This window comes from Lacticaseibacillus zeae DSM 20178 = KCTC 3804 (assembly GCF_000260435.1).
GTDB lineage: Bacteria > Bacillota > Bacilli > Lactobacillales > Lactobacillaceae > Lacticaseibacillus > Lacticaseibacillus zeae.
In genome coordinates, this window is sequence record NZ_BACQ01000014.1 from 45536 (window position 1) to 64020 (window position 18485).

The window sequence follows — 18485 nt, forward strand, 5'->3', positions numbered from 1 at the left end:
AAATCAGCTCCTAGTCATGCTGAGATGCCTGTAAATGGGCAAAGAACTGCAACAACATCGCGGCACTTTGCTCACCTGCTTTAATCACAAACTTGTCAAAATCAACCCCGGATTGCTCATCGGCCACGTCACTCATGGCGCGAATCACAACAAATGGCGTGTGGAACTCTTTGGCAACTTGGCCGACTGCCGCACCTTCCATTTCACTGGCAAGTGCCTGCGGATAGGTTTTCAAAATACGGGCAATGGCTTCTTTCCCGTTAATAAATTGGTCCCCCGATACAATCAAGCCTACTTTAGGCGTCAAACCAGTTGCCGCAGCCGCTGTTTGAATTTGCGTCACATATGACATGCCTGCTTCAAAGATCTGTGGCTGTTGCGGAAGTTGCCCCGGCAAGTAGCCAAAGGCCGTAGCATCCACATCGTGATAAGCCACGCCACTGGAAATAACCACATCGCCGATCGCCAAGCCGTGGCCAATGCCACCGGCACTACCGGTATTAATGACAACGTCAGGTTTATAAGTCGCCAACAGCAATGCCGCTGTCATCGCGGCTTGCACCTTGCCAATGCCGGATTGTACCAAAATCACATCGACATCGCCGATTTTACCTTCAAAATAATGTTGACTGGCAATAACCGTCTCTTTTTGCTGGGTTTGCCGCGCCAACAACGTGCGAATTTCCTCTTCCATCGCACAAATCACACCGACTTTAATCAAAAAATCCCCTCGTTCTTTCTACAAAATATGACGCTATTTTTACGCCTCGTAGGTCCGCTACATCCCTTAGCCAAAATAAAGAACCAAAAAGACAATCACAATCAATCCAAAGACAATGCCAATCGCCCAATTCAGCCGCTTCTTGAGACTATTCACTTTACGAAAAGTGATTTCATCAAAACGTGCCGCCTTAACCTCTGGCTTGTCCCGCGTCTGCCGGGCGTATTCTTTTTCCACTTCAACCCGTTTGGCTTCGCGATCACGAGCTTCCTGCTTCTTTTTCTTCTGGGCTTCACGGTAGGCTTTACGCGTGTTAACTTCTGCCATGCTGTTCCTCCTGCTGCTGCCAATAAAACAAGGCTAACAACGTCTTACTGTCACAAATTCGGCCATCATCGACTGCTTGTTGGGCTTCATCAAAGGTTAGCCAATGACTGTTCACAAATTCATCGGCATCTTGCGGCAGGCGCTGATCAGCGGGGGTCAATTCGCGAGCCAAAAAAAGTGCCATGGTCGCATCCGAAAAGCCAAGTGATTGAAAATAACTGGCAAGCGGCTGCCAATTCAACGCTTCTAAACCGGTTTCTTCATTTAATTCGCGTTGGGCAGCAGCCAGTGGCATCTCGCCTTGGTGGATCTTACCAGCAGGAATTTCCAGCGTTGCCTGGCCAACAGTCGACCGAAACTGACTGACAAACAAGGCTTGATGTCCTCTCAACGCCAAAATGCCCGCAGCCGGCTGTGCACGCACGATTTCCCGCTTAGCTGTCTGATCATCGGCCAGTTTAACCGTCAGTTCATCTACTGCTACCAATTCACCCGTAAATACCCGTTGTTGTGCAATCGGTTTTTCCTCCATCGCAGCCGCCTCCTCGTCCTATTTAGTCACAAGTGCCAAGCCGTCAATCAACGAATCGTTAACCGACTCAAAACGTTGCCAAACACTACTTTTATGAAAGATCATGTCATCAGCTTACACCAGCAAACGATGCAATGCTTGATCTTAACAAAAAATTTGCGAATATCCAACTTCCGGCTGATAGTCAACCTATAGGACTGTGCTAAACTAAACTCAAACGAAAGAGGAAGTGATCTCGTGGCCACAAGCAAACGTATTCGCATTTGGCGAATCATACTCTGGGCCGCCATGGGTGCGGTATTAGGTGCCTTATCCGGGCGTTGGGCAATCGCTGTTTTTGTCGGCGTTGTGTTTGCCTTCGCTCGCTTTATCGGTGAACTAAGCCGGCCGAAGCCAAAATCCACCAGTCTGCCAAGTTTGGATCCAAAAATGGCTGAACACTATGCGGCTTCCGGATTAAGTGATGAAGAAATCAAACTTTTTAGAAAGACCATGGCTGAACTTGCCGATCAAATTCGGACCATTGAAGCATTGACCAAGCAAGTGCCAAAGCTTCGTGCGCTCACACTTAATACCGATTTGATCGATTTGCTGCATGCTTATTTTGAGGCGCTGGTGCAAGCTCCGCAGCGGCTGACAGACGCCGGCACTTTTGTCTATCAACAGGTCCCGAATCTGTTGGATTTAATGCAGAAATATGCCCAAATCACACACCATGAAGTCAAAACGGCTGATACCTACGAAACGTTAGATAAAGCTTTTGAAACGATGACCGGGATGGCGGGCAAGATCCGTACCGATTATCAAGCCTTCATTAAAGATGACTTGGATGACCTGGATAGCGATGTCCGCCTTGCCAAGAAACACCTTGATCCTAATAAGATGCATGAAACGGAGTGACCAACGTGAGCGACGATAAACAAACAAATTTGACCGATGACCTATTAGCGGATCCCTTCAGCACCTCATCCGGCGCAAGCGATGCGGACCCAAAAATCCCCGAGGCAGCAACAGCTAAGCCAAAACTGAGCCCGGAACAGGAAGCCAAAGCGCAGGATTTGGCCAGCAAAATTGATGTCACCAAAGGCGAAACTGTCTTAAACTACGGCGCCGACGCCCAAAAACAGCTTGGGGTTTTCTCCCAAAACATGCTGACAAAGGTGCAAAGCCAGGATACCGGTGCCGTTGGTGACGCTTTGACCAGCCTGATGACGCGTCTAAATGAAGCCAATCCTGACGAACTCAAAGCAGAAAATAACAATATTTTCCGCAAAATCTTTGGCCGTGTCAAGCGATCTATTTATGAAATCACCGCAAAGTACCAAAAAATCGGTGCCCAAATCGATACGATTGCCAACCGGCTCGAAACATCACAACAGGGTTTATTAAACGATAACAAGCTTTTAGACGAGCTTTACGACCAAAACAAGGCGTATTTTGATGCCTTGAATATTTACATTGAAGCGGCGAACCTGAAGCTGACCGAATTAAATGATAAAACGATTCCTGAAGCAGCCAAGACCGCTGAAGCAGCTAATGACCAAATGGCAATTCAGCAAGTCAACGATCTGCGGCAGTTCGCCAGCCGTTTGGAAAAACGCGCATACGATCTGCAGTTGGCGCGGCAAATTACCATTCAGCAGGCCCCGCAAATCCGCCTGATTCAAAACACCAATCAGGCACTAGCAGAAAAAATCCAAGCCAGTGTCAATACTGCCATTCCTTTATGGAAAAACCAGGTGGCCATTGCCCTCACCCTTTTGCGTCAGAAAAATGCGGTCACGGCACAGCGCCAGGTTTCAGAAACGACCAACGATTTGCTTAAGAAGAACAGTGAGATGTTGAAGATCAGCTCAATTGAAACTGCCAAAGAAAATGAACGTGGCGTTGTCGATATCGAAACGCTGACACAGACACAAAACGATCTGATCGATACCTTGAAGCAGACGCTGCAGATTCAGCAAGATGGTCGCGTCAAGCGTCAGAATGCCGAAAAACAACTTGTCCAAATGGAAGGCGAACTTAAGCAGCAACTGCTAAATTATACCCACGGCGATATGGATAATCAAAATCCTAAAGACGTCACGCCGCACGTTTAATGGGCCTAAATTCTTAATTAACCTTGAATAGCGTAAAGTCCGTGATTTCGTCATCACGGACTTTTTGTTTTGGCTCGTTTCCCGCCAATTTTCAGTTGAATGGGCTTCCCTGACTAAGCATCGCCTACGCCACGAATTTGCCACATCCGATACCCTGTCAGCGCCAAGGCTAAGAGGCATAAACCGGTTGCGACCCAAAACGACACGTGCATCCCTGCGATAAAGACATCAGGACGGCCGTTTAAATAAGTCGTTACCTTCCGCCCGGCTGTGTGACTCATTGAGGAGAACAAAACCGTCGTTGCCGTCGAAATACCGACAACCATACCTAAATTACGTGCCAATGCATTCAATCCGCCTGCAATTCCAAGATCTTGCGGTGCCACACTCGACATCACGACCGTATTATTCGGCGCCTGGAACAGGCCATTACCAAACCCAACTAAGCCAATCATCAATGCCACGAAAACAAATGACGTCTGCAAATTGAATAACGCATAGCCGACTTGGCTGCCTACGATGAACAACAACCCCACCATGGTAATTCGGTAAGGACCGATGCGGTCGGCAATTGAACCAGCCACCGGTGCCACAATCACTTGGACAATCGGGAAAATCATGAGCAAGTAACCGGCTTTTTCTGGCGATAATCCGCGCGCATTCTGTAAATAAAATGGCGAAATCACATTAAAGAAGAAGTTCGTCACAAAAATAAAGAAAGCCGATAACAAACTTAACGTAAACGCGCTATTCCGAAATAACTTAAAGCTAACTAGCGGATCGGTCTTATGATTTTCAATCCGAATAAAAGCAGCCAAAGCGATCATTGCGATGACGAACAAGGCAAGAATCACCGGATCCGTAAAACCACGCTCCTGACCCAGAAAAATACCCATGAACAGCGCCAGAATAAACCCTAAGAAGCTGATGAAGCCTGCCCAGTCAATCGGAACCCGCTTGCTGGGTAAATCCTTCGGTAAAACAACGGATCCGAGAATCAACGCAACAATGCCGATTGGAATATTGATCCAAAAAATATAGCCCCACGGCAGTTGCCCCAAAATCAACCCGCCAATCCCAGGTCCGGCAATCGCACCAATGGAAACAAACGACCCGATGAGACCCAAGGCACGCCCACGTTCGTTCATCGGAAAAATTTCTGTCACGATCCCGTTGTTATTCGCCATCGTCATGGATGCGCCAGTTGCCTGCACAATCCGCGCCGCCAGCAACAAGGCCAAACTATTGTTAAAACCGGCAAACAATGAACCGATGAGAAACAGCACCATCCCGATACGAAACACTTTGATCTTGCCAATCGAGTCGCCTAATTTTCCGAAAAATAAAAGCAGTCCGCAGATCATCATCAGATAAATGGACACAACCCATTCAGCCTGATTCATTGGGATTTTCAAATCACGACTCATCACCGGCAACGCAATGTTGACAATAGAACCGTCCAGCGTCGACATGATGGTAAACATCCCGATAGCCGTGATGATCCACCACCGGTTTTTCTGGACTTTTTGGTTATCAATGTAATTTTTCACATTTTCCGCTCCTTCTAAAACGCCTAGCTGCACCATTATACGCCGAATCTTGTTACTTTTTCAAAGGAACCTACACCTTATTTACAAAAGCAAAACGCATTCTTTACATCAAAGTGGCGAAGTCTTTACACTCATTCTTTATCCTTAAGTTATTCAAGTATTGGAGGGAAAAGTAATGAAGCATTCGAAGTTGTTAGTCGGTTTGACCGTGGCCTTAACTGCCACTTTGGTATTAACGGGTTGCGGGTCGAAATCCGCCAGCAGTTCAAGCTCGTCAAGCGCGGCACCAGCGAAGCAAAGTAAAATCCTTGCCGTTGGGTCCACAGCCCTACAGCCGCTGGTTGAGCAGGCTGCTAAGCAATATCAAACCGACAATCCTAAGGCCGAAATCACCGTTCAAGGCGGCGGTTCCGGTGCCGGATTAAGTCAGGTGGCGGCTGGGTCGGTCACCATCGGCAATTCAGACATTTTCGCTCAGGAAAAGAAAGACTTGAAAGCCAGCGATCTGGTTGATCATCAGGTCGCGGTGGTTGCCATTGCCCCGGTTGTTAACAAAGATGCCGGCGTTAAAAACATTACAACCCAGCAGCTGGTCGATATCTTCCAAGGCAAAATCACTAACTGGAAAGATGTTGGCGGTAAAGATCAACAAATTGTCTTGATTAACCGTGCACAAGGCTCCGGTACCCGTGCCACCTTTGAACAGTTCGGCATCAAGACGGACAAAGTCAAGACCAGTCAGGAACAGGATTCAAGCGGTACCGTTTATCAGATGGTTTCCTCAACGCCTGGTGCGATTAGCTATCTAGCCTTCTCGGCAATTAAAGATGGCGTCCAAAAGCTCGCACTGGACAAGGTGCAACCAACTGACAAAAACGTTACAACCAACACCTGGAAAATCTGGGCTTACGAGCACATGTACACCAAGGGTAAGCCTAATGCTTCAACCGCAGCGTTCATCAACTACATTCAATCAAAGAATGTTCAAAAGACGCTGGTTCCAAAACTGGGTTACATCCCCATCACCAAAATGACCGTTGCCCGCACGTACGACGGCAAAATCGAAGAAGTCAACAAGTAACCTGCTCCATATTTCTACCATACAAACAGGCTGTATACAAAGAACTCGGTCATCATTCATGACCCCTAAAATAAAAGGAACGTATTGCAACGATGCAAGTGCGTTCCTTTTTTGTTCTCATGAGGGCCATTCACGCGGTCGCAAACGCGTTATATTGGAAAATGCGCCAGTGGTGATCGACCTTTTGAACAACAAAAAATCAGCATACCCAAAGTTTGCGGCTCATGCTGATTTTTTTAATTAAATGATTGTGGCAGCGTCATATCTGCCGGTCCTTAATCGTCTGAATGATCCGCCTCATGATGAACCGTCACATTGGCAGCCTGAGGGCCACGGGGACCTTCCACGATAACAAAGTCAACCAGTTCGCCCGGTGTCAGACTTTTAAAACCGGGTTCATTAATCGCCGAAAAATGAACGAAAATATCCGGCTGACCATCGGCCTCGATAAAACCATAGCCTTTGTCGACATTGAAATTTTTAACTCGTCCTTGCATGCTGTCACCTGCTTATTTGTCAAACCCGTTTGCAACTGCTTCAGGGTAGTTGGCTTCAACAATGGCGGCACAGCGACTGCATAATTCCGGCAATTTAGGATCGGTGCCGATGTCTGTCCGAACCATCCGGCAACGTGGGCATACTTCCCCTTTAGCGTGGGTCACAACCACTGCCATATCTTCAAACTGTTCAGCATTGGCTGGCGCTTTGGCATCGCTTGGCGCAACTTCAAAGTGACTGGTGATCAACAGTTGCATCACATTAGCTTCAACATCATCCAACATGTCACGAACCGGCCCGGATGGATACACCGTAACTGCTGCTTCCATGGACTTGCCGATCACCTTGTTGTCTCGCGCAACTTCAAGCGCCTTTTGCACTTCGGAACGGAAATCCATGAATGCTGACCAAATGTCGAGTAACTGATCCTCGTCGTCAAAATGCGTGACGTCCGGCATGTCAGACAAGGCAGCGTAAGCAGTATCCTGTTTCAGATACGGCCAAACTTCTTCCGCTGTATGCGGCAAAATTGGCGTCAACAACTTCGTCAAATCTAGCAAAGCAGTATACATCACTGTCTGCATGCTCCGCCGCTTAGGATCGTTTTGGGCCTCAATATACACCACATCCTTGGCAACGTCGAGATAAAAAGCACTCAGATCGTTGACCAGGAAACTGCTGATGGTTTTTTCAACCGTTGCAAAATCGTAGACATCATAAGCCGCCTTGACCTTAGCAATGACTTGGTTGAGCCGAACCATGAGATAACGATCAACGGAGCCGAGGTCGTCATACGCAATGGCATCCTTTTGCGGATCAAAATCACCGGTATTAGCCACCATAAACCGCAACGTATTGCGAATTTTACGATAAGCTTCGGATGTCTGGGCAAAATTGTCGACTGAAACGCGAACATCAGACGAAGAGTCCACGGTTGCAACCCACAGCCGTATGATCTCGGCGCCAAACTGCTTTTCAATTGTGGCAGGCACAATGGTATTGCCTAGGCTTTTACTCATTTTCCGACCCTTGCCATCAAGCGTAAAGCCTTGCGACAGGATGCCGCGATATGGGGCGACCCCGGTTGCGGCAACGCTGGTAATCAAGCTAGAGTTAAACCAACCGCGATACTGGTCGGATCCTTCCAGATACAGATCAGCCGGGAAGCTTAATTCCGGGCGTTGGGCTAAGACTGCCTGGTGCGATGAACCTGAGTCGAACCAGACATCCATGATATCCTTTTCTTTGGTAAATTGGCCATGCGGGCTATGCGGGTTCGTGTACCCTTCCGGCAAAAGATCCTTAGCCTCGCGTTCAAACCAGACGTTGGATCCATATTTGCCAAACAAGTCGGCGACATGGTTAATGGTTTCTTCTTCGATAATCGGTTCGCCATCTTCAGCGTAGAAAATCGGGAGCGGAACCCCCCATGCACGTTGACGAGAAATGACCCAGTCACCGCGATCACGAATCATATTATACAGACGGGTCTTACCCCAACTAGGCTTAAAGTCGACCGTATCAATCGCCTTCAAAATCTGATCACGGAAAGCTTCAACTGAAGCAAACCATTGCGTTGTGGCCCGGAAAATGACCGGCTTTTTGGTCCGCCAATCATGCGGGTAACTATGGGTGAAGAAATCCAGTTTCAACAGTGCGCCTTTTTCGGTCAAGGCTTTGGTGATGAGCTTATTGGCATCATCATAAAAGACCCCTTCAAATCCCGGCGCATTTTCGTTCATGTAACCTTTGGCGTCAACGACTGAAATCACGGGCAAGCCATATTTCATGCCGACTTTGTAGTCATCTTCCCCGTGTCCAGGAGCGGTATGAACCAAGCCGGTCCCAGCGTCAAGCGTGACGTGGTCAGCTTCCATAACCAAGCTCGTACGATCATACAGAGGATGCTTAGCCGTCATTTTGTCCATGGCAGTGCCTTTGAAAGTTTTGAGAATCTTAGGCTGATCCCAACCGATTTCTTCGGCGACGCGGTCAAGCAGTTCAGCCGCCACAACATACTTGTGGTCACCAACTTGGACCTGAACATAATCAAACCGCGGATTAACCGCAATGCCGTAATTGGCCGGAATGGTCCAAGGCGTGGTTGTCCAGATAACCAGCGACGTATCCTGATCCAGCAAGCCCTTGCCGTCAACTACCGGAAACGCAACATAAATCGACGGTGATTTATCATCATGATATTCGATTTCGGCTTCGGCCAACGTCGATTCAGATGACCATGACCAGTAAACTGGCTTCAAGCCATGGTAAATGTAGCCTTTTTTCGCCATTGCCCCGAAGACCCGGATCTCGCTGGCTTCATAGGCATGATGCAGCGTAATGTATGGATGTTCCCAGTCACCCATGACACCTAACCGTTTAAAATCGGTCCGCTGCTTATCAATTTCCTTCATGGCAAATTGCCGACACAACTCCCGATAATCCGTCATGGACATCTCTTTGCGTTTGACCCCTTGTTTGGCCAATTGCTGTTCGATCGGCAGTCCGTGAGTATCCCAGCCAGGAACATAGGGTGCCCGAAAACCGTTCATTGACTTGTACCGAACAATAATATCCTTACTGATCTTATTCAAGGCATGGCCCATATGGATATTGCCGTTAGCAAATGGTGGGCCATCATGCAACATGAAGGTCGGTTTGCCTTCATTTAATTTCTGTCGCTGCTCATAGACATGATCTTCGTCCCACTTTTTCTGCCAAACCGGTTCGTTCTTTGGTAATCCGGCGCGCATCGGGAAAGTTGTCTTCCCCATATTCAACGTATCTTTAATTTTCACGTGTCCCGCTCCTTTTGTTGATTGAATGAAAAAAGCCCGCCCTATATTAGGACGAGCAAACGTGGTACCACCTAACTTCAGGGAACAAGTCCCCCTCAGTGATTGCTTAACGGTGATCAACCGGTCCCGCTTATTGACTCGGCGAGACAACTGCGAACTGATATCATCAAGCGGTACGTGCCAGGCTCACACCTAATTCCTGGCTCGCTGCAAAGGGGACCGCTAAACGACGCGTGTTCATACGTTTTTAGACATTTTGATCGGTTGTCGCATCAGAATCGTCACTGGTTGATTCACTTGATTCTGATTCCGATTCGGCAGTCGCTGAATCAGCCGGTGTCGCTTCAGCATTTGCTGAGCTTGAGGTTGCACTTTGATCATCTGGGAAAATAATCTCCGTGTAGGCATCGGCACCGGAAGCTGCTCCCTTAGAGTTTACGAAACCAGCTGGCGAATTGTCAAGTGATTCCTGACTCGGGTCCGTGGTATCCGGGGCTTCAGGTGAACTGGAAAGCAATTCTTTCCACTCCGGACTCTTCACAACTTCAAGCTGCGATTCTAGCATGACCTGCAATCGCTGACGGAAAACCCGGCTTTGGCGTTTGAGATCCTCGGTCTGAACGGAAATATTTTGCCGCTTCAGTTCCGCATCATGCAACGTCTGCTCCGTTTGCGCCTGCGCCTGGTGCATCTTTTGATCGGCATCGGATTTCGCCCGATTCAGAATCGCCTGGGCATCCTGCTGTGCTTGTTGCTTGATCAGATCAGCTTCCTGATGCGCACTATTTTTGACTTTTTCAGCACTCTCTTGCGCCACAATGATTGACTGGTTCAAGGCTTCCTTCATGTCCGTAAAATACCGAACCTTTTCCTTGGCATCTGCAAGTTCCTTTTTAAGTCCTTCATTGTCCTTAATCAGACTGCTGTAATCTTTAACGATCTGGGCAAGGAAGTCATTCACTTCATCCTTGTCATAACCGCGCATTTTGCTGCTAAATTCTTTATTATGAATGTCCAGTGGACTTAAAGCCATAAAATGGTCCTCCTTGTATAGATGAGCGCCAGCTTGGTTCTTGCGCCGCCGGTTCGCACTTCCCTTAACGCGCTCCCTTAGCGCAGAAGCCTGCGTGTAAGGACCTTGGTCGCAATGGCAAAGACCCCGCCATCACGCCCAAAGTCACTTACACTCCGGCTTCTAACCGCGCCAGCTCGCGCTCATCCTTACTTATGAATAACCGCCGCCGACACGCGCAACTTACCTTTTTTAGTTTCACCAAGAATCGCATCCAGTCGCAAGCGGCCGAAACCGCGAACCGAGATGATATCCGACGTCGCAACTTCAGCGTCCGGCGCCTCGTTTTCACCGAAATTCAACCGGACTTTTCCGCCTTGAATCAAAACCTTGGCGCGTTGTCGCGACATATTGAAACCATGCGCCACAACCGTATCGAGTCGCAACGCACTGATTGAAAAATCGATCGGTTCCCAGTCGTTCTCGGGAGTGACCGCCTGATCTAACGGATAGTCGGTAAAGTGAACGCCGACACGGCCGATTTTCGTGATATTGCTCATGACCCAGTCTTCCATGTGGGCGGCCACAAAGAATTGCCACGTTTGCCCGTCAGTAATGATATCGCCAAAAACATCGCGATCCAGTCCGGCGTTTAATAATGTTCCTTGAATCGTACTATGATGCATCTCGGCAAACTTTTCCGGATACACAATCTGCAACAAGCGAATGTCAAAATCATCCGGTTGTGCTTCATAATAATCCGGTGCAAAAATCAACCGTTGGCGCTCAGCATGCGGATATCCGCCAAAATGCATGAGTTTCATGTCATCGTGGGCACTGATCAGACTGTCAGCGATTAAACGCTGTCGGGGATCGGTAAAATCAGTCAATACAGCTCGATACTCGGTCCGAGCCGTTTCGACTAATTCAGCGAAATGGTCGATCAGTGCTGCTTCGTCTTTTCGAAAATGTTGATAGATGGCGTCCATGATTTGTCACCCAATTAATTGAACGAGTATCAGGAATAAACGCGACCAGCCGAACTTAATCAGCGAAAGCACGAAGAACGCCAGGATCGGAGAAAGATCCAACCCGGCAATTGCGGGAATGAACCGCCGGAAAATACTTAAAAACGGATCAACCCACCGTTCCAGGAAGCGATCAATCGCCGTCCCTTGAGCGTTAGGAAACCATGAAATCAGAATGTAAACAAACACCATGATCATGTATAAGTAAATCGCCCAGTCACCGACTCGGTATAATGCATACAGAAAATTGAACACTTGACACCTCGTTTAGTGTTGTGATGAAAGATCCAAACCGTCAGAATCAATGGTGCTGGCTAAGGAGCCATCAATTTCAAAATTGGCTGGCGTAACCAAGAAAATCGACTCACCGATCCGCTTAATCTCACCATTAATCGCGTAGACCGTGCCCGTAAGAAAATCAACAATCCGTCTGGCATCATCTGCGCCAATCCGATCAAAATTAATAACGACCGCCCGATTATTCAGTAGATGCGAGCCAATCTCCTTGGCATCTGAATAAATTCTGGGTTCAAACACCACAATTTTAGCAGCCTTCCCGGTCGGTGCAGCCATCGCGACGACCTTGTTACCGCGGTAATGATTCACATCCCGATCCTCCGGCTGCGCTGCCTGCGTCTGTTCGTCTTCTTGGTCCTGATAATCATCTTCATCATCATCCATGGCAAAGAAGTTGTTGAATTTTTCGCCTAACTTACCAAACGCCATGTTCCATGACCTCCTGACTATTGACGCCGACGCTTAAAGAACGGCGGCTGGTCGTCGCTTCCGGCATCGTCTGCATTGGTTTGATTTTCAAAAATATCAAAATCTTTTTTCTTCACATTGTTCATGTCATCGGAACTTGGTGTTTGTCGTTTACTTGGCTCGCGCCGCAAATCCCAATTGCCAAATGGATCGTCACTCTGCGCTGACTGATCGTCATGCTGATCGCTGCCTGCAAATGCCGGGCGATAAGCATCATTCCCTTTGTCGCGATCAGCACCCCGGGTCTGTGCAGCCGGCCGCCGTGAGCTTTCACGACGCTGGTCTTCTTCTTCAATACCAGTGGCAATGACGGTCACAACGACTTCATCGCCAAGTTCTTCATTGATGGAAGTTCCGAAAATGATGTTAACGTCGTCTTTGGCAGCATCGGCAACAATTTGCGAAGCATCCTGTGCCTCAAACAAACTGAGGTCCGGTCCGCCTGTAATATTCAGCAACACCTGTTTGGCTCCGCTGATATTGACTTCCAATAATGGACTGGAAATCGCCTTTTTCGTCGCTTCGACCGTCCGGTTTTCGCCGGTGGCACTGCCGATTCCCATCAAGGCGGAACCTTGGTTGGCCATCACAGTTTTAACATCGGCAAAATCAAGGTTAACGTATCCAGGACTGGTGATCAGATCGGAGATGCCCTGAACCCCTTGACGTAAGACGTTATCCGCTGCATGGAACGCTTCAAGCATCGGGGTCTTCTTGTCCACGATCTCAAGCAGGCGGTTATTGGCGATAATGACCAGCGTATCGACATGTTCCTTTAACTGAGCAATGCCTTCAGTGGCGTTTTTGGCCCGCTTAGGCCCCTCAAAGGTGAATGGTCGGGTAACCACCCCAACCGTCAAAGCACCTTGGTCTTTGGCAATTTTAGCTACGATCGGAGCTGCACCGGTACCGGAGCCGCCACCCATGCCGGCCGTGACAAAGATCATATCGGCACCTTGTAATGCGGCACCAATCGCCTCTTCACTTTCTTCCGCAGCCTTCTGCCCGATTTCCGGATTGGAACCGGCGCCCAAGCCGCGCGTTAATTTCGGTCCAAGCTGGATCTTGGTTTCTGCATTGCTGGCATTCAGCGCCTGCAAATCGGTATTGGCAGCGATAAATTCAACACCTTTAACGTCTTCGGCAATCATGCGATTAATGGCATTGCCACCCGCACCGCCAACACCGATAACTTTGATGTTGGCGCCTTTTTCACTCTGTGCGTCCATTTGAAAATCCATTCGTGTTCCTCCTAGAATCGAGATTTATTCAAAGAAATTACCAAAGAACCGGCGCAAGGCAGATGGCTCCTTAGACTTGGTTTTGTCTGTCTGCTTGTCGGGCTTGCGCTTGACGAGACGTTGGCCTTCCGAAGCAGCGGTTTGTTCTGGCTGTTTTTGCGGTGCCGGTGATGGTGACGATGATGGTATCTGCGCCCCGTCAACCATAAACGGCGTTGGCAGAACGCTGGAAACTAGCATTTCGATATCGGTCATCTGAGCAGCATATTTAATCAGTGCCAGTCCTTCCGTAAATGAAGGATGGCGAAGACCCATGTCATCCGGAATGAAGCGTTTGACTGGGCGATCAAAAATATCCTGTGCTAATTCTGTCACCCCTGGCAGTGCCGTTGTACCACCGGTGATCACAACACCACCCGGTAGCTCAAGTGCGTTGACGGCATCGAGTGCCTTTCTGAGACGCTTAAATATTTGTGCGACCCGCGCTTCGATGATTTCCGATAAGTATTTTTCCGAAATCATCGCCGGTTCGTGTTTACCGACAACGGTTACGGGGAAGGTTTCTTCTTCGCTAGTAGCTAGCGAATCGGCATTGCCGTATTCACGTTTTAACTTCTCTGCATCCGTAAAGCTCGTGTTTAGTACGACGGAAATATCTTTGGTGATATATTCGCCGCCTTCTTGATCGACCGACGTAAACTTGAGCTTGCGGTCATGAATAACGGCCGCTGTGCTTTGGCCGCCACCCATATCAATCAAGACCGTACCGAAGTCTTGTTCCCCATCAGTCAACGCCAACCGGCCAATCGCCAGTGGCGAAATAACCAGTCCGCCAACCCGTAACCCAGCTTTTTCAATAGCTTTTTTCGTGTTATGAATCACGGTTTTGGGAACCGTTAGCATGATGCCGCGCATTTCCAGCCGAACGCCTAACATCCCACGAGGATCCTTGATATCGTCAAACCCGTCAACGATAAATTCGGTCGGAACCAGTGATAATGTTTCACGCTCAGGCGGTAGGTTGCGAACCAATGCAGCCGCAGCAACACTGCGGACATCGTTGTCGGAGATCTCTTTGTTCTCCTCACCAACGGCAATCATCCCCGAAACCTGTTCAATTTGCAGCATATTGGCAGGGATGCCAGCCACAACCCGATCGATCTTGATATTTGCCTTGTCTTCAGCTTGGGCAACGGCCGCCTGAATCACCGCGACTGCCTTATCGATGTCAACGATCACCCCACGACTAACGCCTTCAGACCGCTGACTTCCCACACCAATAACATTCATTTGTCCCTGTACTGCTTCGGCAACAATGACTTTTATTGAGGTGGTTCCGATATCAAGTCCAACGTAAATACCTTGATTATCCATGTATCGGGAACCTCCTTGTGTAACTTTTTAATCAACTTAATTTTCATATTAAAACGGTGCCATCATCAGTGTAACACACTCATTTTCTGATGAGAAAACAAACCTTACAAAATCAGTCATTTGACGACTTTTCACCACTTGAATATGGTCGCCAGAAAGCCCCGACTTCTAAATCAACGACGCCTTTTTTCTTGACCTGTGAAACAATTGCCGGATAGTACTTGATTTTTTTGGCAATGGTACGCGAATCGGCTATGATCCGATAGCCATCGCTCATATTCAAGGCAATCTGGTTGGGGTTGGCGTCGCCGCGGCTTGCGTCGATTTCCGAGATATCGTGACGAATCGCGTCCGGGAACTGATTCAGCAGCTCAATCATTTTGGGTAATTCCTTGGCGGTAAACTCGGAAAACACGGGATAAGTGTCGACAGGCGTCTGTGTGCCCGCCTTGAGCACTTTGCCGGTAACCAGAACCTTATGGTAAGCATGATTCCGATATACATAACCAATGGTCTGATATTCCCTGGTGCGAATGATAATTCGGTTGAACCCTTTTATGGTCAGACTGGCTTCTTTAATTTCCGGTAAAGATTTTTGCACCCGTTGCGCAATGTCATTTTTATGCACCAGCACACTGAGCATTAAATCATTATCCGACAGTTTAGTTGCATTGATGACCTGCTGATCAGGAACCGTTGTGACCCCTTGGACGCTTACCAATCCGACTTTAGATAGCGGACTGGCAAAATAGCCAAAAACCCCCAGCAAAAATAGCAGGGGGAGCAGGATCAACGCAAGGTTCTTGATCAGTTTACGCCGCCGCAAATTTTGAATCTTCGGCAGCTCAACATCCAGCTTCGGCTTTCGGCGCCGATCATGTCGCGGCTTCTGTTGCTGACGCGCTTGATATTGCTGCCAGGGTGTCAGCGGATCAGATTGCTGTTCTTTTTTTCGGAGCCAAGCCAAAGTCATCACCTACGTTTCGAAAGGAGTGTTGTCATCACAGCGATCAGCTGATCACTGGCATCCGGTACACCTAGTTTCTTTGATGCCTGCGCCATGGCGGCACGTTTGGCATCATCTTCCATGAGGGTCACGACCCGCTGGGGAAAATCTTGACCTAATTCAGGTTCGGTAATCGTCAGCGCCGCACCTTGTTTGGTTAAACTCTGTGCATTTAAATATTGATGGTGGTGGGTTACGTTAGGACTCGGAATCAGGATGGCCGGAATGCCCAATGCCGTGATCTCCGCAAGCGTCGTCGCCCCGGCCCGGCTAATCAACAAACCGATATCCGGTAAGATTGACGGCATATCATCAATATATGGCACCACCTTAATCGAAGACGGCAACGGTGGCAGAGATTTTTTGATCGTACCATAGTGGCTGCGTCCAGTTGCAAATAGCACTTGGAAATCCGCTTTGCCCCAAATCGGCAATGCGGCTAAAACCGCCTCGTTGATCTTGGGTGCTCCGCGTGAACCGCCGAAAACCAATAAAGTACGCTTGTGAGGATCAAGTCCGAAATCCTTTAGACGGTCATTCGGTTTTAACCCGGCAACCTGCTGCGCTCGGGGATTGCCGGTTACCACCACTTTTTTTGCCGGAAACGCTGAAGCCACTTCAGGAAAAACAATGGCGACGCGATCGACAAAATGGCTGAGAAACTTGTTTGTCACACCGGCAACCGAGTTCGATTCATGAATCACGGTTGGAATATGCATTTGCGCGGCAGCGAATAAAATCGCGCCGGAGACATAACCACCGGTACCGACTACAATATCTGGCTTGAAATCGCGCAGCAACTTTTTTGCCTGACCTAAACTGCCGATAAACTTTTTGACTGTTGTCAGATTGCTCAAGGAAAGACTGCGCTTGAAGCCTTGCAGGTCGAGCGTTGCAAATTTCAGGCCGGTTGCTGGCACAATCCGACTTTCCAAGCCATGCTCGGTGCCGACATAAAGGACATCATCGAGTTTACCTTCCGCCTTCAACGCCTCGATTAACGCCAAGGCCGGATAAATATGGCCACCAGTACCGCCACCGGAAATAACCAGCCGCATTTAATTGCCCTCACTTTCGACCGTTTGTTGCAACTGATGAACCGCCTTGATGAAATCATCGCCACGGACTTCAAAATTTGGATACTGATCCCAACTGGCCGCTGCCGGTGATAGCAAAATGACATCGCCCGGTCGACTGGCTTCATAAGCCAACGGTACCGCGGTCATCACATTGTCGGTTTTTTGAACCGGTACCCCGGCATCCTTGGCGATTTTAGCCATCAATGGCGCTGTCTGCCCAAACACAACCATGCTCTTAACATGTTCCTTGACCAACGGCGTTAAGGCATCCATTGGCAGTCCGCGATCCAAGCCACCTGCCAACCAAACGATCGGCTGATGAAACGCGTTAAGCGCAACAGTCGCAGCTTCAACGTTGGTTGCCTTGGAGTCGTTATAAATCCGGCGTCCTTCCAGCGTTTCCAAATACTGAATTCGATGTTTGACCCCGGAAAAGGTTCGCAGCACTTCGCGAATCGCGTCATCTTCGACCCCTTTTAGTTTAGCGGCAGCAATTGCTGCCAAAGCGTTTTCGATGTTGTGCAGACCCGGGATCTGCATCTCGCTGGCTTGCATGATTTTATCGCCATCAAACGTCAGCCAGCCATCAATCAGCGAAGCACGGGCACCAGCCGCCTGCTTACGGGAAAACGGCACAATCTGGGCGTTACTTTGCTTGGCGAGCTTATGCATTTCCGGAAGATCCCAATTCATAATGAAATAGTCATCCGGCGTTTGGTTCATCGTGATCCGCATTTTGGCTGCAACATAATTGGCGCGACTGCCATGCCAATCCAAATGCGCTTCATAAATGTTGGTCAGAACCGCGATGTGGGGATGCAGGGTTTTGATGCCACACAGCTGAAAACTCGACAACTCTGCCACAATCGTATCGTCTTTGCCTGCCTTTTGGGCGACCTGACTGACGGGAATGCCGATATTGCCAGCATCAAACGCATGGTGCGGCCGCTGCTGGTTCAACATCAGGCCGATTAATGTGGTTGTGGTGGTCTTGCCGTTCGTGCCTGTGATTCCGATCCATTCGGCTTCGGATACCTGATAAGCCAACTCCGGCTCGGTAATAATCGGCAAGCCAAGCTCCTGCGCCCGCTTTACCATGGGATTACTGTATGGAATGCCGGGATTTTTGACCATCAACTCAAAATGTTCATCCAGCAATTCGACCGGATGCCGGCCGGTAATCACGCGCATCCCGTCTGCTAACAATTCCTGCGCATCCTTATTGTTATCGAATTTCTGCTTGTCATTAACCGTCACCAAGGCACCTAATTTATGTAGTAAACGAGCAGCGTTGACACCGCTCTTTGCCAGACCCAACACAAGCACCTTTTTATTACGATAATCCGAAATATTTTTCACAATTGATCCTTCTTT

Annotated in this window: 18 protein-coding genes; 3 read left to right on the forward strand and 15 right to left on the reverse strand. The window is 48.7% G+C overall.

The features are described from left to right. Positions 1–10: 10 nt before the first annotated feature. The 3 genes from GSO_RS02575 to GSO_RS02585 all read right to left on the reverse strand — a co-directional run bounded on the left by GSO_RS02575 (position 11) and on the right by GSO_RS02585 (position 1580). Positions 11–721: a 5'-methylthioadenosine/adenosylhomocysteine nucleosidase gene (locus GSO_RS02575; protein WP_010488631.1), complete on the reverse strand. Its 711-nt coding sequence runs from the start codon at positions 719–721 to the stop codon at positions 11–13. 66 nt (positions 722–787) lie between these two features. Further along, positions 788–1048 carry a hypothetical protein gene (locus GSO_RS02580; RefSeq protein WP_010488633.1) on the reverse strand — a complete coding sequence of 87 codons (261 nt, stop codon included), beginning with the start codon at positions 1046–1048 and terminating at the stop codon, positions 788–790. Continuing rightward, positions 1035–1580, reverse strand: coding sequence for an NUDIX domain-containing protein (locus GSO_RS02585; RefSeq protein ID WP_010488635.1), 546 nt, complete (start codon positions 1578–1580; stop codon positions 1035–1037). Before GSO_RS02585 ends, GSO_RS02580 begins: the two co-directional genes overlap by 14 nt. Positions 1581–1817: 237 nt before the next feature. Between GSO_RS02585 and GSO_RS02590 the strand changes: the two genes are divergently transcribed. After that, the gene (locus GSO_RS02590) at positions 1818–2480 is read left to right on the forward strand and encodes a 5-bromo-4-chloroindolyl phosphate hydrolysis family protein (protein ID WP_010488636.1); all 663 of its coding nucleotides are present in this window, start codon (positions 1818–1820) and stop codon (positions 2478–2480) included. Further along, positions 2477–3679 carry a toxic anion resistance protein gene (locus tag GSO_RS02595; RefSeq protein WP_010488639.1) on the forward strand — a complete coding sequence of 401 codons (1203 nt, stop codon included), beginning with the start codon at positions 2477–2479 and terminating at the stop codon, positions 3677–3679. Before GSO_RS02590 ends, GSO_RS02595 begins: the two co-directional genes overlap by 4 nt. 113 nt (positions 3680–3792) lie before the next feature. Here the strand turns inward: GSO_RS02595 and GSO_RS02600 are convergent, their stop codons facing one another. Further along, on the reverse strand, positions 3793–5229 hold the full coding sequence (locus tag GSO_RS02600; protein ID WP_010488640.1) for an MFS transporter: 1437 nt from the start codon (positions 5227–5229) through the stop codon (positions 3793–3795). 175 nt (positions 5230–5404) lie between these two features. Between GSO_RS02600 and GSO_RS02605 the strand changes: the two genes are divergently transcribed. Then, positions 5405–6310, forward strand: a complete 906-nt coding sequence (locus tag GSO_RS02605) for a phosphate ABC transporter substrate-binding protein PstS family protein (protein ID WP_010488642.1) — start codon at positions 5405–5407, stop codon at positions 6308–6310. 275 nt (positions 6311–6585) lie between these two features. On the opposite strand, the gene GSO_RS02610 is transcribed toward GSO_RS02605, so the two are convergent. The 11 genes from GSO_RS02610 to murD all read right to left on the reverse strand — a co-directional run bounded on the left by GSO_RS02610 (position 6586) and on the right by murD (position 18470). Next, positions 6586–6807 (reverse strand): cold shock domain-containing protein, encoded by a 222-nt coding sequence (locus GSO_RS02610; protein ID WP_010488644.1) that lies wholly within the window; start codon positions 6805–6807, stop codon positions 6586–6588. A 12-nt stretch (positions 6808–6819) separates the two neighbouring features. Next, positions 6820–9606 carry an isoleucine--tRNA ligase gene (ileS, locus tag GSO_RS02615; RefSeq protein WP_010488646.1) on the reverse strand — a complete coding sequence of 929 codons (2787 nt, stop codon included), beginning with the start codon at positions 9604–9606 and terminating at the stop codon, positions 6820–6822. Positions 9607–9853: 247 nt separating this feature from the next. Continuing rightward, the gene (locus GSO_RS02620) at positions 9854–10639 is read right to left on the reverse strand and encodes a DivIVA domain-containing protein (protein WP_010488648.1); all 786 of its coding nucleotides are present in this window, start codon (positions 10637–10639) and stop codon (positions 9854–9856) included. A gap of 188 nt (positions 10640–10827) precedes the next feature. Further along, the gene (locus tag GSO_RS02625) at positions 10828–11607 is read right to left on the reverse strand and encodes a YlmH family RNA-binding protein (protein ID WP_010488650.1); all 780 of its coding nucleotides are present in this window, start codon (positions 11605–11607) and stop codon (positions 10828–10830) included. A gap of 6 nt (positions 11608–11613) precedes the next feature. Then, positions 11614–11901, reverse strand: a complete 288-nt coding sequence (locus GSO_RS02630) for a YggT family protein (RefSeq protein ID WP_010488652.1) — start codon at positions 11899–11901, stop codon at positions 11614–11616. A gap of 12 nt (positions 11902–11913) precedes the next feature. After that, positions 11914–12372 (reverse strand): cell division protein SepF, encoded by a 459-nt coding sequence (locus tag GSO_RS02635; RefSeq protein WP_010488654.1) that lies wholly within the window; start codon positions 12370–12372, stop codon positions 11914–11916. 17 nt (positions 12373–12389) lie between these two features. Continuing rightward, positions 12390–13652, reverse strand: coding sequence for a cell division protein FtsZ (gene ftsZ / locus GSO_RS02640; RefSeq protein WP_010488656.1), 1263 nt, complete (start codon positions 13650–13652; stop codon positions 12390–12392). Positions 13653–13676: 24 nt separating this feature from the next. Next, positions 13677–15026, reverse strand: coding sequence for a cell division protein FtsA (ftsA, locus tag GSO_RS02645; RefSeq protein ID WP_010488658.1), 1350 nt, complete (start codon positions 15024–15026; stop codon positions 13677–13679). 112 nt (positions 15027–15138) lie between these two features. Next, entirely contained in the window at positions 15139–15993 is an 855-nt protein-coding gene (locus tag GSO_RS02650) for a cell division protein FtsQ/DivIB (protein ID WP_029345506.1), read from the reverse strand. A 5-nt stretch (positions 15994–15998) separates the two neighbouring features. Next, entirely contained in the window at positions 15999–17090 is a 1092-nt protein-coding gene (murG, locus tag GSO_RS02655) for an undecaprenyldiphospho-muramoylpentapeptide beta-N-acetylglucosaminyltransferase (RefSeq protein ID WP_010488661.1), read from the reverse strand. Further along, entirely contained in the window at positions 17091–18470 is a 1380-nt protein-coding gene (murD, locus tag GSO_RS02660) for a UDP-N-acetylmuramoyl-L-alanine--D-glutamate ligase (protein ID WP_010488663.1), read from the reverse strand. Between the last annotated feature and the right edge of the window lie 15 nt (positions 18471–18485).